The following is a 12,805-nucleotide window of genomic DNA, read 5'->3' on the forward strand; positions in this document are numbered from 1 at the left end:
AACGATATATTGCCATAATTTGCCAAATTGATTGGCAAACCATAGATCCCAGAAAATTGAATAAAATAAGGTCATTCAGTATTTAGGTTGTGATTTAGCTTAGTATTTAACTTTTTAAAGTGTTGGTGTTTGTTTTAAAGTCATGATTTTATTGAATTTTTTTTGATTTCATTGAGTGTTTGGACACGGAGATAATGCGTTAAATGCGATCTGTATAAAAGCTTAGCTTAGTAATCATTGGCGTTCGACGCAGATTGCAGTAGTATTGACAGGTCTCTTACAAAAAATTAACAAGCAAAATACGCAAGTGAAGGAGAGGTTAATGGATAGCAAAGTAGTAGTTCCGGCAGAAGGCGCTAAAATTACCATTGATGCAAAAGGCAAATTACACGTTCCGAACAACCCAATTATCCCTTTCATTGAAGGTGACGGTATTGGGGTTGATGTCACTCCAGCAATGTTAAAAGTTGTCGATGCAGCAGTTAAAAAAGCCTATAACGGTGAGCGTAAAATTTCTTGGATGGAAATTTATACCGGCGAAAAATCCACTCAGTTATATGGTAAAGATGTTTGGTTACCGCAAGAAACTCTCGATTTAATCCGCGATTACCGCGTTTCTATTAAAGGCCCATTAACCACACCAGTTGGTGGCGGCATTCGTTCCCTCAACGTTGCACTTCGTCAACAGCTTGATTTATACATCTGCCTACGTCCAGTTCGTTACTACAAAGGCACGCCAAGCCCAGTTAAACAACCTGAACTCACTGATATGGTGATCTTCCGTGAAAACTCAGAAGATATCTATGCAGGTATTGAGTGGAAAGCGGGCAGCGCAGAAGCAGATAAAGTGATCAAATTCCTGCAAAACGAAATGGGCGTAACGAAAATTCGTTTCCCACAAGATTGCGGTATTGGTATTAAGCCATGTTCTGAAGAAGGCACAAAACGTTTAGTTCGCGCGGCGATTGAATATGCGATCGATAATAACCGTGATTCAGTGACTTTAGTTCATAAAGGCAACATTATGAAATTCACTGAAGGTGCATTTAAAGATTGGGGTTACCAATTAGCACAAGAAGAATTCGGTGGTGAATTAATCGATGGTGGTCCATGGGTTAAAATCAAGAATCCAAAAACTGGCAAAGATATCATTGTTAAAGACGTTATCGCGGATGCATTCTTACAACAAATCCTGCTGCGTCCAGCAGAGTATGATGTTATCGCGTGTATGAACCTGAACGGTGACTATATTTCTGACGCATTAGCGGCACAAGTTGGTGGTATCGGTATTGCACCGGGCGCAAATATTGGTTCTGAATGCGCGCTGTTCGAAGCGACTCACGGTACTGCACCGAAATATGCAGGCCAAGATAAAGTAAACCCAGGTTCTATCATTCTGTCCGCAGAAATGATGCTGCGCCATATGGGTTGGGTTGAAGCGGCAGACTTAATCGTTAAAGGTATGGAAGGCGCAATCGCGGCTAAGACCGTAACTTACGATTTCGAACGTCAATTAGAAGGCGCTAAATTACTGAAATGTAGCGAATTTGGCGACGCAATCATTAAACACATGTAATTTATTACGTAGTGTGATTAATAACGGGAACTTAATAGTTCCCGTTTTTTATTGTAACATTTGAAACGGTTATCAAAAAGTTATCAAAACGAATTATCAAAACCAATCAAAATAGTGATCGTTAAATAACTACTTTCACCCAATTCTTACCCCGGTCATCATTATATTTATCGGTCATTCTTTGCGATTTATGACCCAGCAAATCTTTAGTGTTTATCCCTTGCTCGCGATAGAGCCTTTCAGACAAAGAACGTTGTTCATGAAATGAAGCTGGCGTTCCTTCACCCCAATCAATATCAGTTTTATTTCGCGCTTTTTTAAAATTTGTTGTTATTGTATTTGCTGTGACTTGCTCACCGCGATTTGCTTGAGAAGTTGTATGGAAATAATGGATAAGATACTGACTGACAACGCGGTCACGACATCCTGAAATAACTTCTCTCAATGACATATTCAATGCATCAGATTTTAGCGCTAATGGAATAGCTAATTTACTCCCAGTCTTTTCTTGTGTGATATGTAAATGGTCATCCCAAATATCACTAAACTTCATTGCTGAAATATCGCCAAGTCGTTGTCCGGTAATTACTGCTAATAGCATCGCATTGCCTAAATACTTATGCTGTTTATCAGCAATATCAAATATTTTTTGCCATTCTTCCAAGTTTAAGCGCTGGCGGGTGATCCGTCGTTTTGGCTGCTTAGTGGCGAGTGCAGGGTTATATCCTGGTGGAACTTCACCAGCATGTTGTGCCTCTTTAAACACATCGATTAATACGGATCGAATAACTTGTGCCATGCGATGTTGACCATTAGATTTATATTCATCGAGTATTGATGCGATATCTCTCGCATCAACTGCTGGCAAAGGCTTCATTGCGAGAGAGTGGCGCATTAGGTCCACAGGTTTTCTTTTTTGCTTATATGTGTTTTGTTTTATATCACCGTCAGCAAGGCGCTCTTCTTGTATTACCCAGTAGCGATCTAGCCAAGTATTTACGGTGATCTCTTTACCTTTAATTCTTGCTACCCTATCACTGATCGCCATGACTTGACGGCTGCGTTGTTCCGCTAACCGGTTATTAGCTTCAATCGCAATTTCACGAGCTTCAGCCTCATTGTCACCGAGGGCATGATATTTGCCAGTTATAGGGTGGCGATAACGCCAATAAACCTTGTTAGCTTTTCTGCTAAATAGTGGGTAGAGATTAGGGATATTGACGTTATTTTTACGTGGACGGGCAGCCATCGTTTAAAATCCTTTGTAATTTAGGGTTATCACTCTTATTGATAACCGGTGATGTCAAATTACCAACTAAGTCGGCATCTTCTCTCACGCGCCAAATACCACCTTCTTTTTGTGCTGGTGGATAGAACAAGCCACTCCTAGCATAGCGTTGTAATGTCCCCAGTCGAGGAGGGCGACTTCTATAACGTTCGCTCGCCCATTCCTCCAAAGTTAGCATTTGCATAATTACCTCCACATTCTGCCGCATACAGATTAAGTATATTTTAGCCACAATATAAATAAGACCACTGACAGTAATTAAGCACATATTTACCCGTATGGACTGATGCCAATGGTCTTATTTATATTTAGAAAAAAGAGGCGGCATGGCACCGCCAAACATTATCAATAATTACTAACTAGCACTGGCATTATTATTTTCAGCTTGGATCCGAAGATAAATTTCTTCGCGGTGAATACTTGTATCTTTTGGTGCTTCGATACCAATCCGCACCTGGCATCCTTTGATTCCCAAAACAGTGACTTTGACATCATCACCAATAACAACTGTTTCACCGGCACGACGAGTTAAAATAAGCATTCCACTAATTACTCCACATAGTTGATTAGTTGATTGCTGGTAGGCCTAGACCTGCATTGCAGATCTCAGTTTGCTCGTAAATATCATCTTCGATTCTTACCAGCTTTTCTTTGAGTTCTGCGTAGGCAGCGTTAAGGCTTTCAAGTTTTTTAAGTGCAGCAGCTTTCTCCAAAATCCACGCATGAATTTCATCTGTGGACATTGGGTTGTTAAAAGTAACGATTGGTTTTGTGTGCATGACTACCTCCTAAGTTGTCTTAGATATAAACTAATTCAACTTAGGATTTGTGTCAATGCGAAAATCTAAGAAAACTTAGAATTTAATTGGGTGGATAGTTATAACTCATACTGGACACCACGAACTAGACCGACTATTTCGCAGTTACCATTGATAGGAATGTTGTTATAGCGAGGATTTAAAGGCATCAAAAACTTGTTGGGGCCATCTACAACATAACGCTTTACTGTTACTTCATCAGAGCCTTGTAGTCTAGCGACTACAAATTTTCCACTCACAATTTCAGCTTCAGGGTCGACAATTACAGTTGAGCCTTCAGGTATAGATGGCAAGCCATACGGATTAGTCATGGAATCACCAATGACACGCAAGGCAAATGACAAGGGGGATACCCTAAGTGTGGTTTCTATAAATTCAAGGTCTTCGTCATATATCTGATTTGGAGCGTAATCAGTGAAATTACCAGCTTGAACATAGGATAGTACAGGTACTTTCTGTGCACTGGTTATGATATTCGATGATTGTTTAGATGGGATACCATACAAAATATACGCTTCAGTCGTATTGAAATATCGAGCTAATTTCAAGAGAGCATCACTTCTAGGGGTGTTTAGGTCTTTTTCCCAATACCCCACAGTAACATCTGATACGCCACAATACTTCCCAAGATCTTTCTGGGTGGTTTTAGTGACGTTTCTGAGAGCCTTTATTCTGCTTCCAATAGTGCTTTGGGTATTACTCATATACAAATCCATTTTAACTAAACCTAAGTTATCTTAGTTTTTATTGACCAAATATAAATTAACAATTATTATCTAATCTAACTTAGATTTAGGGGGCGTTATGACAACTGAACAGATTGAAAAATACTTTGGCACTACTAATAAAATCGCAGAATTTTTTTGTATTAGTCCAGAAGCATTCTATCAATGGAAAAAACGACCAAACCAATTAATCCCAAAAAACCGAGCAATGGAAGCGGATTATAGAACAAATGGTGAGCTGAAATATAACGCGGCGCTTTATCAAAACAGTACCAAAAGCAATTAACAGAGTTAACTACAAATAAAACAACGGAATTGTAGATATGTGCAAACAAACACTAAAAGAAGTCGTGAAAGAGATGTGCAAAGCATTCCCTGGTGGTCGTTCAGCGATGGCGGGTGCTTTGGGGATATCTGAAACCACTTTCAACAATAAGCTGTATGAAAAGAATGGTTGTCGATTCTTTGAGCATGACGAATTAGAGGCAATAGAAGAACTGTCGGGAACTAAGTTGCTGGTGGAGTATCACCTAGATCGCCATGGCATGACAGCGATGGAACCCATTGAAGCTGAAAAACTCGATCAGGTTGAGCTGTTTGATATTCGAATGAAGCTAGGCGCAATGCAGGGCGCGCTTGCAGTTTTAATTCAAGAAAGCATAGCTGATGGCATTTTAACTGGCGATGAAATCACTGCGATAAACAAAAAATCTCAAAAGGTTTTTGCTTATGCAAAGCACTTTATCGATTCACTACCTGTTGTTTATGGAGTTAAAGCGTAATGACCAAATTTAGGAAGGTTGACGCTCAGGATATGCGGTCCCGAGCGTCGGCGCTAATAACAACTTTTGTGGAGCAACTACTAGCATGAACAGTGTATGCCAAATTCAACCAATAAAGCAATTTAGATGCTTACCAGTCTCGAAACAAGGTTCGCTTCAATATGTAGAAATCATAACGTCAGCAGATGAGTCGGGCAACTACCAGAGAAATGAGAAATTGGTAGATATCGCTGAGTTGAGAAGTGACTGGGCTAACTTTTACTTCAATAGCAAAGGCGAGGCACATGACTGATGAAGATCCAAATAATCTCAATCGCATTTATCTCGACAAACGCAGCATTCCTGTCCGTGTTGTTCGTTATGACCGGGAAAAGATGTGGGTCATTTACATGCGAGAAGGCTATGAGCATGAATGCTTTGCCCCGTTATACAAATTTAAAGATGAATTCAGAAGAGTCGAGTAGGTAGCAACTATGAGCGTAAAACTATCAAGTTATGTTTGGGATGGCTGTGCGCCAGCAGGTTTGAAGATAACCTCGGTTGCTATCATGGCTCGTCTCGCTGATTTCTCAAACGATGAGGGTGTGTGCTGGCCATCGGTGCCAACAATTGCCCGCCAAATCGGTGCGGGTGAAAGCACTGTTCGTACCGCTATCAAAGATTTAGAAAAAGATGGCTGGTTATCGAGAGAAAAGCGTCGCAAAGGCAACCGTAATGCTAGCAATATCTATCAGCTGAATGTTACTAAATTAGCTTCAGCAGCGAGAGCCGCATTACCTCAACCAGCAGAATCTGATACGTCAAATCCTGACGCGTCAAAATCTGTTGCATCAAAATCCGTTCCGTCAGAATCGAGCAAAAATAATCGTTTTGACCCGTCAGAATCTGGGGGCGATCCGTCAGTAACTTCAAAACAAGATCCATCAGTAACTAACTCTTCGTCGCAGAATTCTGGCGAATCCAGCGACAAGCCTAAAATTGATTTTTTAAATCGTTACCCAGAGGCAGTGATTTACAGCTCTAACTTCCAGAAATGGGGATCTGCGGATGACCTCAAGTGTGCTGAGTGGTTGTTTGGTCGCAAGTGTGAAGTTTTCAAAGAGCTTGGGCTGCAAGAGCCGAAAGAGCCAAATTTCACTGAGTGGGCTAACGATGTTCGCCTGATGGTGAGCCAAGACGGTCGCACCCACAAAGAGATTTGCCAATTCTACAAACGCGTTAGCCATGATGAGTTCTGGAAGAAAAACGTTCAGTGCCCAAGAACACTGCGTACCCAGTGGGATGATTTAACCCTCCGTTTAGCGGGTGAACAAAAAGTTTCCATCGACCAAGTTCAGCGTGATGAGGCATTCACTCGCATCATCGGCTCACATTCTAAGCCTCGAAATCGCATCGAAGAAATTGCAGCAGAGTTAGCAGGTAAATCAGGCGTACGTCGAATGAGTGATTTTGTTGGACGCAAGGCATGGGCAGGTATTTGGCAACAGGCAGCAGAACAAGCAGCGAGAGGGGTGCCATCTGATGATTAATGTATCAAGCTTTTCTGGTGGTCGCACTTCAGCGTTTATGGTCCATTTACTTGAACGAAAAGCCGCTAAAGAAAATTTAACAATAAAACATGTCTTTATGGACACAGGTGCGGAACACCCTAAAACCTATGAATTTATCCGCAATGTTGCCAAAAACTGGAATATTGACCTTGTTTGCCTGCGACTTGTTATTGATCCGGAACTTGGAAAAGCCAACACCTACAAAGTTATTTCAGTTGATGACATTGGGCATGACTTACAACCGTGGATAGATGCTTGCAGCAAATACGGCACTCCATACGTTCATGGTGCATTTTGTACTCGAACGATGAAAACAGAGGTTTTCACTCGTTACTGTACAGAAACTTACGGTGAGTACCACACATGGCTAGGCATTAGAGCTGATGAGCCAAAACGACTAAAAGAGCGTGAAGGCGTTTCATATTTGGCGGATATCAGTGATGTTGAGAAGCAAGACATTCTTGACTGGTGGGCTGAACAACCTTTCGATCTAGACCTACCTGAACACTTAGGTAATTGCGTTTTCTGCGTTAAAAAAGGCATTAATAAAATTGCTTTAGCAACTCGTGATGAACCAGAACTAGCCCAGCAATTCCTTAATGTAATTACCGATAAATCTGTTCGTGTTGTAGAACGCCGCCAACAAGAAAATAAAATCATGTATCGAGGTAATAATTCACTCGAAGGCATTATTGCCATGTTTGCGGATCATTCTCGTGATGATATAGCGGCAACTATCCGTGGTGCTGGTGGCTATGATGCTGGTTCATGCAGTGAATCATGCGAGCCATTACTATGCGAACAGGAAGAAGAACAGAGCGAGTATGTTAAAAAACTCAATGTATTGAAGTCAAAGCCTACTCACAAACTTAATGAGATTGGGGATCAGTGGCAATCTCCCGAAAACCTGGTGTACGGCGCTAACGCAATCTATGGACCATTCACGCTGGATTTATTTACTGATGGTGAAAATAACAAAGCCCCACATTTTTACACAGCAGAAGACAATGCGCTCACTCAAGATTGGTCGGAAAAGCTAAAAGAAATCGGCGGTGTGGCATTTGGTAACCCTCCATATTCAAGACCTTCATATCACGATAAACAGGCCATCACAGGTGTTATTCACATTATGAATTACGCTTCAGCGATGCGTGAAAAGGGCGGTCGTTATGTCTTTTTATTGAAAGCAGCAACAAGTGAAAGTTGGTGGCCACAAAATGCGGATCACATCTGCTTTATTCGTGGGCGTATCGGTTTCGACGTTCCTAAGTGGTTTAACCCTGCTGATGAAAAACAAAAACCTACCGGGGCATTTTTCGCCGGAGCAATTGTTGTTTTCGATAAAACTTGGACTGGCAAAGCATTTGATTACATCAATCGTGAAGAGCTAGAGCAGCGCGGCAAAGCATTCATAGAGCAAGCGCAGTGGTTAGCTAAAAAGATGGGGGTGGCTGCGTGAAAGATTACATGTATCAACAAGGGATTGATTTGATCAAGGCGATGCGTAGCTACGATAATTTCACTGTCAAAACATTGACGAGTGGATGCGCTATTCACAATGCCACTGCACGTCGATTATTGAAGGTAATGGTTGAACTTGGGTGCGTGAAATTAATTGGTAAATATAACGGTAAGGTGACCCCTGAAAATCGTTATAGAGTAGATCCTTATGCGGTAACGAAATTAAAGGCTGTGAAGTTAGAGGCTGAAAGACTGAAGGCTGAAAAGCTGGAAGCGAGAAAGGCGGCAAGGCGAGTGAAAAGGGTAGAAGTAAAACCTGTAGTTGAAATGCCAGCAGAGCGCTCTAAAAAGAAAGAAACGGACTCTTTGGGTGAAATGAGAGTTGTTGAAAAAGCTTACATCGGCGATATGGGAAGTCCTTTGCTTAAACAACTAGATAAATTGCTGGCGGGAGTTAGAGCATGAAAGACAAGATGCCAGAAAACCAGCCTTGCCGTTATTGCAATAGTTCTGACACAACAGTTGAAAGTCATAGTTATAGAACATGGTTCTATGTCAGATGTCATAGCTGTGGCGCTAAAGGCCCCGATGTTAATGATAAACCAATGGCAGTAATTGTATGGAATAAGGGGGTAATTAGTGAGTAACTCAATATCTCTAACACTACCATTTCCTCCAAGTGTTAACGCTTGCTGGCGGAATATCAACGGTAAAACTCTGATCAGTACAAAAGGGCGCGCGTTCCGGGCAAATGCAGCTGCAGCCATCTATGAGCAATTACGTAGAAGACCGAAAGCAATCACTGAGCATGTATCTGTCACTGTGAAGATGTATCCACCATCAAAGCGCCGAATGGATATCGATAATTACTTGAAAGCGCCTTTTGATGCATTAACACATGCGGGTGTTTGGAGTGATGATGTTCAGGTTAGGCGTGCAATCATTGAATGGTGTGAAGTAGTCAAGGGTGGTCGGTTTGAAATTGAGATACGCCCTCTTAATACAGAAGGGGGGAAATCGGCATGATTCATCAGTGGATATTAACTCCCATCATCATTCCAGAAGTGAAGGCAGTGATGTTTAAACCAGGAGCGAGCCTAGGTATGTTTAGTGGCAGAATGCTGATCACGACATTACCTGATGAATTAAAGCATCAACCCTCGGGTTTAATCTCTTCTTCTCAACATAACTTCAGCGACGAGGTGAATGGTGAACTGGTATCAAAACCTGTATTAAATTTAACCATAGACGCTGAGCCACCAGCAAGCTTTATGAAATTACCAAAGCTTCAGCGCTGGGAGAGTGTGAGATATCTGCAATGGGTTAAATCACAGCCGTGTTGTGTTTGTGGCGCCACAGCTGACGATGCTCATCATATTATCGGCTACGGGCAGGGTGGCATAGGCACAAAAGCTCATGACTTGTTCACTATCCCACTGTGTCGAGTTCACCATAGCGAGTTACACAAGGATCCAAAGCAGTGGGAACAAGAAAACAGTAGCCAGTTAGTTTTGCTATTTAAGTTTCTAGACCGTTCAATCGGTTTGGGTGTATTTGGTTAATGCGTTGTGCGGAACGCAGTGGAGAGTATTGCATGAGAGATATTCAGCTAGTTTTAGAGCGCTGGGGTGGTTGGGCTGCCGAAGGTAAAAGCCGTGTTGGCTATTCACCGATTGCGGCAGGGTTTAAAGGCTTACTCCCTAATGTGAATGGTGAGCGACTTTCTTGTTGCGATGACGATGGAATACTTATCGACTCAGCTGTTGGGCAGCTAATTAAAGCGGGTAAAAAAGATGAATATGACCTGATAGAAAAACATTACATCAAAGACATATCAAAATCAGCAATAGCAAGGGATATGAAGTGTTCAGAGGGCAAGATTAGACAAAAGCTTATGATAGCTGAAACCTTTATTGATGCCTGTCTAATTATGGCTGGCGCGGTTTTAGAAATGGACGAATGGACAAATAAATCAACAATTGATAACTGAATACTTTTCGTTACGAATTTTGGGTGCTAGTGTGATAAGAGTTAACGTTTGTAGCCTAGCTTATAGGATAGTGCACTGCCCCTGAATGAGTTTTTATTATTTATAATTGTCGACATGGAAAAAAAACCGAAAATAAATTATTATTTCCGGTTTTAGGAATTGCTAGTTATTTACTTTTAGTTCAACAGATAGTGAAAGGCTAAGGCTACGAAGTTTTAAGCCGAGTCTGCACTTTGTTAAAATACGCTTGTTTAATAACACCTTAAGCATTTTAAAACCTCTGAAAATGTAAAAGTTTGCCAGCTAGCCTTTACAACGAACTTATTGATGCTTAGTATTACAAGTGTCTAATTTGAAATACAGTCAACATTTAAATTTGTCATAAATTTTAGTTGGCTCCGGGGAAAGGCTAGAAAGCATTTGTTTTCTAGCCTTTTTTCTTTAACAACAACTCCAAGATAATGTTAATGTGCGATTTGATCAAGTGTACAAATCAGACAGTTCTTGTGGATAACTTCTTGATAAGAAAAACTGTTCATGTTGTCAAGCTGCATGAGGTGCGGGTTTGCTGAAAACTGACTTGCTCACATTAGACTGAAAAATATTATGAAAAGTTAAGACCGTTTGCTGTTTTCTTAACAAGCTGTGATAGAAAATTTTACGGTCTAGATGAGAATTTACTTCAATCAACAAGCTCGACCAAAATTCATTATTGTGATTGCGTATGGCACAATAATGCCAATATAACCTAAAAGTATAGTTGAGCTAAGATGGACACTACATGTTTAACAAAGGTAAGAGTGGTTCTATGAAAATCAAAAACAGCTGATAGTGAGAAATCATTAGTGCGCTATGCAAAATCAATGCTAGTGTGATAAGAGTGAATACGTTGTCACCTAACTTATAGGATGAAGCCTCGTCAATCGGCATTTTTGTTATTAATTGAGTATCCATTCTATATGTGTGCTATGGTGTTTAAGACAACATACCTCATTGCTATAAATAGCAAGCCTTGCAATCGCAAGTTTTTATCTAAAAAATAGATGTGGTATCCGGCGGGAAAATGCCCAAGGAAAAACCATGGCAGGATCTATTATTTATGACTGTATTTTTAGGTTCATCAAAAATGTTTTTATCATTGGACTTATGTTTTTAGTGATCTACGTAACGTTAGATTGGCTAAAGTAAGTACATCCCGCCATTAACTCAACAGGAAGAGTATTTAGCTTAATTAAGGCTAAGAGTCGAGGTTCGATGCCTCGATGGCGGACCAAATAACTATAAAGCCTCACGTCTGTGGGGCTTTATAGTATATGCACATTCTTCATTTTTGAGAGTTGTGTTGTGATGGACACCAGATGATGTTTTCGTCGACGGATATCTGGCGTACCTTTCTATTTTAATTTCCTTGAATTCGAGGAAATAAACAGAAAGTGGTAACAATGGATATGCTGCCATAGTAAGTCCCGACTTGTGGATGAGTAACGCTAAATGGCCTTAGCCAGGGAAACGGTCATTCATTTCATAAAGTCGCTTAGTGCGACTTTCTTCGTATTATCCACAGCAAATCAAGTTCAACATGTTTAATTACTACATTGAAGTTGCTGGTGGCTACCAATTAACTAAAACATCGGAACACTCCGCAGGGGGTGGATATGCGTATGCACGAAAAATACTCTAGCCCCTTTTCTTATGCTCTCGGAGTCATCACTACTGCAGTCGGGGCTTTATCGTTAGATCAGTGGGCGGTACTCATTGGGATCATATGTACAGTCGCAACATTTTTGGTGAATTGGTATTACAAGCGGAAAGAATTCAAATTAAGAGAGGCTAACAGTGGCAAAGATACCAAATAAAATTAAAACAGCTGCCGCTGGTGGCTTAATGGCCTTGACGGTAAGCATGATTGCATACTTTGAGGGCATGGAAACTAAGCCGTATAAAGATGTAGTTGGTGTGCAAACTGTATGTTATGGCCATACAGGTGCTGACATCATTCCCACTAAAACCTATTCCGAATCAGAATGTTTAGCTTTGCTTGAAAGAGACCTCAATAAAGTCAGGAAGGGTGTAGACCCGCTAATCAAAGTTGATCTAGACGATAACATTCGAGCCGCAATCTATTCCTTTGCTTACAACGTGGGAACAGGTGCTTTTGCGCGTTCTACGATGCTGAAGAAGCTAAATGCTGGTGATATCGCTGGTGCATGCAACGAACTTAAACGCTGGACATACGCAGGGGGTAAAGAGTGGAAAGGCTTGATAACGCGCAGAGAGATAGAGAATGCTGTATGTCTTGGAAAGTTCGCCTATGCATATCCGCTTTCATTATCGGGATCCTCATTTTCTTGGTCGCTGGCGTATACGTACTCCGAGATGACACATGCGGCAATACTGATAAGGTAAGTTTAGAAAAGCGCTGCCAAAGTGCGGTTAATTACAACAAAGCCCGGCAGGTTAACTTATGAAGATAGATAACTCATTTTGGCTTTTTTTAATGTTAGTTGCTGTTAGTTGGTTGGCATTGACGCTTTATGATAATAACACTGCAGTTAAGAACGACAACGACAAGTTAAAGCAAGATAACATCAAACAAAGTGCAGTCATTGCCATTC

At 41.0% G+C, this 12,805-nt stretch carries 18 protein-coding genes; 13 read left to right on the forward strand and 5 right to left on the reverse strand.

Going from position 1 to position 12,805, the window contains the following annotated elements:
* Positions 1-322 precede the first annotated feature (322 nt).
* Entirely contained in the window at positions 323-1,576 is a 1,254-nt protein-coding gene (icd, locus tag JK188_RS12880) for an NADP-dependent isocitrate dehydrogenase (protein ID WP_108477970.1), read from the forward strand.
* 121 nt (positions 1,577-1,697) lie between these two features.
* On the opposite strand, the gene JK188_RS12885 is transcribed toward icd, so the two are convergent.
* The 5 genes from JK188_RS12885 to JK188_RS12905 form a co-directional block, all read right to left on the reverse strand.
* On the reverse strand, positions 1,698-2,825 hold the full coding sequence (locus tag JK188_RS12885; RefSeq protein WP_211885877.1) for a phage integrase Arm DNA-binding domain-containing protein: 1,128 nt from the start codon (positions 2,823-2,825) through the stop codon (positions 1,698-1,700).
* Entirely contained in the window at positions 2,806-3,048 is a 243-nt protein-coding gene (locus tag JK188_RS12890) for an excisionase (protein ID WP_154609795.1), read from the reverse strand. Before JK188_RS12890 ends, JK188_RS12885 begins: the two co-directional genes overlap by 20 nt.
* A gap of 171 nt (positions 3,049-3,219) precedes the next feature.
* Positions 3,220-3,405, reverse strand: coding sequence for a carbon storage regulator CsrA (gene csrA, locus JK188_RS12895; protein ID WP_132495236.1), 186 nt, complete (start codon positions 3,403-3,405; stop codon positions 3,220-3,222).
* Between the two features lie 25 nt (positions 3,406-3,430).
* A complete protein-coding gene (locus JK188_RS12900; RefSeq protein WP_132495234.1) occupies positions 3,431-3,643 on the reverse strand; it encodes a hypothetical protein in 213 nt (70 codons plus the stop codon).
* Positions 3,644-3,741: 98 nt separating this feature from the next.
* A complete protein-coding gene (locus JK188_RS12905) occupies positions 3,742-4,386 on the reverse strand; it encodes a LexA family protein (protein WP_132495232.1) in 645 nt (214 codons plus the stop codon).
* Between the two features lie 100 nt (positions 4,387-4,486).
* Here JK188_RS12905 and JK188_RS12910 point away from each other — a divergent pair, with 100 nt between their 5' ends.
* The 12 genes from JK188_RS12910 (at position 4,487) to JK188_RS12960 (ending at position 12,596) form a co-directional block, all read left to right on the forward strand.
* Positions 4,487-4,693 (forward strand): Cro/CI family transcriptional regulator, encoded by a 207-nt coding sequence (locus tag JK188_RS12910; RefSeq protein WP_132495230.1) that lies wholly within the window; start codon positions 4,487-4,489, stop codon positions 4,691-4,693.
* 37 nt (positions 4,694-4,730) lie between these two features.
* Positions 4,731-5,189: a YmfL family putative regulatory protein gene (locus JK188_RS12915; RefSeq protein WP_132495228.1), complete on the forward strand. Its 459-nt coding sequence runs from the start codon at positions 4,731-4,733 to the stop codon at positions 5,187-5,189.
* A 284-nt stretch (positions 5,190-5,473) separates the two neighbouring features.
* Positions 5,474-5,653, forward strand: a complete 180-nt coding sequence (locus JK188_RS12920) for a DUF4222 domain-containing protein (protein WP_211885876.1) — start codon at positions 5,474-5,476, stop codon at positions 5,651-5,653.
* 9 nt (positions 5,654-5,662) lie between these two features.
* Complete coding sequence (locus JK188_RS12925; protein ID WP_211885875.1) at positions 5,663-6,718, forward strand: helix-turn-helix domain-containing protein; 1,056 nt, start codon at positions 5,663-5,665, stop codon at positions 6,716-6,718.
* Positions 6,711-8,198: a phage N-6-adenine-methyltransferase gene (locus tag JK188_RS12930; RefSeq protein ID WP_211885874.1), complete on the forward strand. Its 1,488-nt coding sequence runs from the start codon at positions 6,711-6,713 to the stop codon at positions 8,196-8,198. Before JK188_RS12925 ends, JK188_RS12930 begins: the two co-directional genes overlap by 8 nt.
* On the forward strand, positions 8,195-8,665 hold the full coding sequence (locus tag JK188_RS12935) for a hypothetical protein (protein WP_132495216.1): 471 nt from the start codon (positions 8,195-8,197) through the stop codon (positions 8,663-8,665). Before JK188_RS12930 ends, JK188_RS12935 begins: the two co-directional genes overlap by 4 nt.
* 8 nt (positions 8,666-8,673) lie before the next feature.
* Positions 8,674-8,847 (forward strand): Lar family restriction alleviation protein, encoded by a 174-nt coding sequence (locus tag JK188_RS18115; RefSeq protein ID WP_442959125.1) that lies wholly within the window; start codon positions 8,674-8,676, stop codon positions 8,845-8,847.
* A complete protein-coding gene (locus JK188_RS12940) occupies positions 8,840-9,226 on the forward strand; it encodes a RusA family crossover junction endodeoxyribonuclease (protein WP_211885873.1) in 387 nt (128 codons plus the stop codon). The genes JK188_RS18115 and JK188_RS12940 overlap by 8 nt, the downstream gene beginning before the upstream one ends.
* The gene (locus JK188_RS18120) at positions 9,223-9,762 is read left to right on the forward strand and encodes a DUF968 domain-containing protein (RefSeq protein ID WP_211885872.1); all 540 of its coding nucleotides are present in this window, start codon (positions 9,223-9,225) and stop codon (positions 9,760-9,762) included. The genes JK188_RS12940 and JK188_RS18120 overlap by 4 nt, the downstream gene beginning before the upstream one ends.
* A gap of 32 nt (positions 9,763-9,794) precedes the next feature.
* Positions 9,795-10,190 carry an antiterminator Q family protein gene (locus JK188_RS12950; RefSeq protein ID WP_211885871.1) on the forward strand — a complete coding sequence of 132 codons (396 nt, stop codon included), beginning with the start codon at positions 9,795-9,797 and terminating at the stop codon, positions 10,188-10,190.
* A 1,655-nt stretch (positions 10,191-11,845) separates the two neighbouring features.
* Positions 11,846-12,046 carry a phage holin family protein gene (locus tag JK188_RS12955; protein ID WP_036975504.1) on the forward strand — a complete coding sequence of 67 codons (201 nt, stop codon included), beginning with the start codon at positions 11,846-11,848 and terminating at the stop codon, positions 12,044-12,046.
* A complete protein-coding gene (locus JK188_RS12960; RefSeq protein ID WP_036980000.1) occupies positions 12,027-12,596 on the forward strand; it encodes a lysozyme in 570 nt (189 codons plus the stop codon). The genes JK188_RS12955 and JK188_RS12960 overlap by 20 nt, the downstream gene beginning before the upstream one ends.
* Positions 12,597-12,805 lie beyond the last annotated feature (209 nt).

It is taken from the genome of Providencia sp. JGM181 (genome assembly GCF_018257375.1).
Classification (GTDB): Bacteria; Pseudomonadota; Gammaproteobacteria; order Enterobacterales; family Enterobacteriaceae; genus Providencia; species Providencia lanzhouensis.